The organism is Nonomuraea montanisoli (assembly GCF_013363975.1).
GTDB classification, from domain to species: Bacteria; Actinomycetota; Actinomycetes; order Streptosporangiales; family Streptosporangiaceae; genus Nonomuraea; species Nonomuraea montanisoli.
This window is the reverse complement of record NZ_JABWGN010000042.1, coordinates 1-2,301: the sequence shown is the minus strand read 5'-3', so window position 1 is coordinate 2,301 and position 2,301 is coordinate 1. Positions and strand designations below refer to the sequence as shown.

Below are 2,301 nucleotides of genomic sequence, written 5' to 3'. Positions count from 1 at the left end.
GAGCGTTCCTGCACGGCCTGCCCGGTGTGGACCGGGTCGGCGCGGACCAGCGGGCGGCGATGCTGGGCACCCGTTCGATCAAGACGACGGCCAAGGCCCGGGCGATCGATCTGGCCATCTCGATGGTCGACCTGACCACGCTCGAAGGCGCCGACACGGCGGGCAAGGTGCGGGCCATGTGCGTCAAGGCCGTGCACCCCGGCGGGGGCGCTCCCCGGGTGGCGGCCGTGTGCGTCTATCCCGACCTGGTGCCGGTGGCCGTGGCGGCCGTGGCCGGCTCGGGGGTGAAGGTGGCCTCGGTGGCCACGGCGTTCCCCAGCGGCCGTTCCTCGCTCGAGGTCAAGGTGGCCGACACCGCGCTGGCGGTGGCGGCGGGCGCCGACGAGATCGACATGGTGATCGACCGTGGCGCGTTCCTGTCCGGCGACTACCTGAAGGTGTACGAGGAGATCGTCGCGGTGAAGGCGGCCTGCGGCGAGGCGCACCTCAAGGTCATCCTGGAGACCGGCGAGCTGGTCACCTATGACAACGTGCGGCGCGCGTCGTGGCTGGCGATGCTGGCCGGCGCGGACTTCATCAAGACCTCCACCGGCAAGGTGTCGCCCGCCGCGACGCTGCCGGTGACGTTGATCATGCTGGAGGCGGTGCGTGACTTCCGTGACCGCACCGGCCGTCAGGTCGGCGTCAAGCCCGCCGGCGGGATCCGCACGACCAAGGACGCCGTCAAGAACCTGGTGCTCGTGCAGGAGACGGCCGGTGAGGACTGGCTGTCGCCCGACTGGTTCCGGCTGGGCGCGTCCTCGCTGCTCAACGACCTGCTGATGCAGCGCGAGAAGCTGGCCACCGGCCGCTACGCCGGCCCCGACTACTTCACCCTGGATTCCTGATGGCGATCTTCGAGTACGCACCCGCGCCGGAGTCGCGGGACATTGCCGACATCAAGCCGTCGTACGGGCTGTTCATCGACGGCGAGTTCGTCGACGGCTCCGGCACCCCGTTCAAGACGGTCGACCCGGCGACCGAGGAGACGCTGGCCGAGGTCGCCACGGCCACCTCCGACGACGTCGACCGGGCCGTGCGCGCCGCCCGCAAGGCGTTCGGCGCGTGGAGCGGCCTGCCCGGAGTGGAACGCGCCAAGTACCTGTTCCGGATCGCGCGGATCGTCCAGGAGCGCTCGCGTGAGCTGGCGGTGCTGGAGTCGCTGGACAACGGCAAGCCGATCCGCGAGTCGCGGGACGTGGACCTGCCGCTGGTGGCGGCGCACTTCTTCTACTACGCGGGCTGGGCGGACAAGCTGCAGTACGCGGGGTTCGGCACCAAGCCGCTGGGGGTGGCCGGTCAGGTCATCCCGTGGAACTTCCCGCTGCTCATGCTCGCCTGGAAGGTCGCCCCGGCGCTGGCCTGCGGCAACACGGTGGTGCTCAAGCCGGCCGAGACGACGCCGTTGACGGCGCTGTTGTTCGCCGAGATCTGCCGGCAGGCCGAGCTGCCGCCGGGTGTGGTCAACATCGTGACCGGCGCGGGTGAGACCGGCGCCGCCGTGGTGGCGCATCCCGAGGTGGACAAGGTGGCCTTCACCGGCTCCACCGAGGTCGGCCGGCTCATCGCGCGCACCGTGGCGGGCACCGGCAAGAAGGTGACGCTGGAGCTGGGCGGCAAGGCGGCCAACATCGTCTTCGACGACGCGCCGATCGACCAGGCGGTGGAGGGGATCGTCAACGGGATCTTCTTCAACCAGGGGCACGTGTGCTGCGCCGGGTCGCGGCTGCTGGTGCAGGAGTCGGTGCAGGAGGAGCTGCTGGCCGCGCTCAGGCGCCGGCTGGGCACGCTGCGGCTGGGCGATCCGCTGGACAAGAACACCGACATCGGCGCGATCAACTCGGCCGAGCAGCTGGCCAGGATCCGTTCGCTGAGCGAGGTCGGCGAGAGCGAGGGCGCCGAGCGCTGGTCACCGGCGTGCGAGCTGCCCGAGCGGGGCTACTGGTTTCCGCCGACGATCTTCACCGGGGTGGCGCAGTCGCACACCATCGCCCGGGAGGAGATCTTCGGCCCCGTGCTGTCGGTGCTGACCTTCCGGACCCCGGCCGAGGCTGTGGAGAAGGCCAACAACACCCCGTACGGGCTGTCGGCCGGCATCTGGACCGAGAAGGGCTCGCGCATCCTGTGGATGGCCGAGCGGCTGCGGGCCGGCGTGGTGTGGGCCAACACGTTCAACAAGTTCGACCCGGCCTCGCCGTTCGGCGGTTACAAGGAGTCCGGCTACGGCCGCGAAGGCGGCCTTCACGGGCTGGAGGCATACCT

Annotated in this window: 2 protein-coding genes; both read left to right on the top strand. The window is 70.6% G+C overall.

All coding sequences use genetic code 11. The features are described from left to right. A partial coding sequence (gene deoC, locus HTZ77_RS44875; RefSeq protein ID WP_175595912.1) for a deoxyribose-phosphate aldolase occupies positions 1-887 on the top strand: 887 nt, incomplete at its 5' end. Continuing rightward, the coding region (locus tag HTZ77_RS44870) for an aldehyde dehydrogenase family protein (RefSeq protein WP_175595911.1) at positions 887-2,301 on the top strand (1,415 nt) is incomplete at its 3' end. The genes deoC and HTZ77_RS44870, both read left to right, overlap by 1 nt.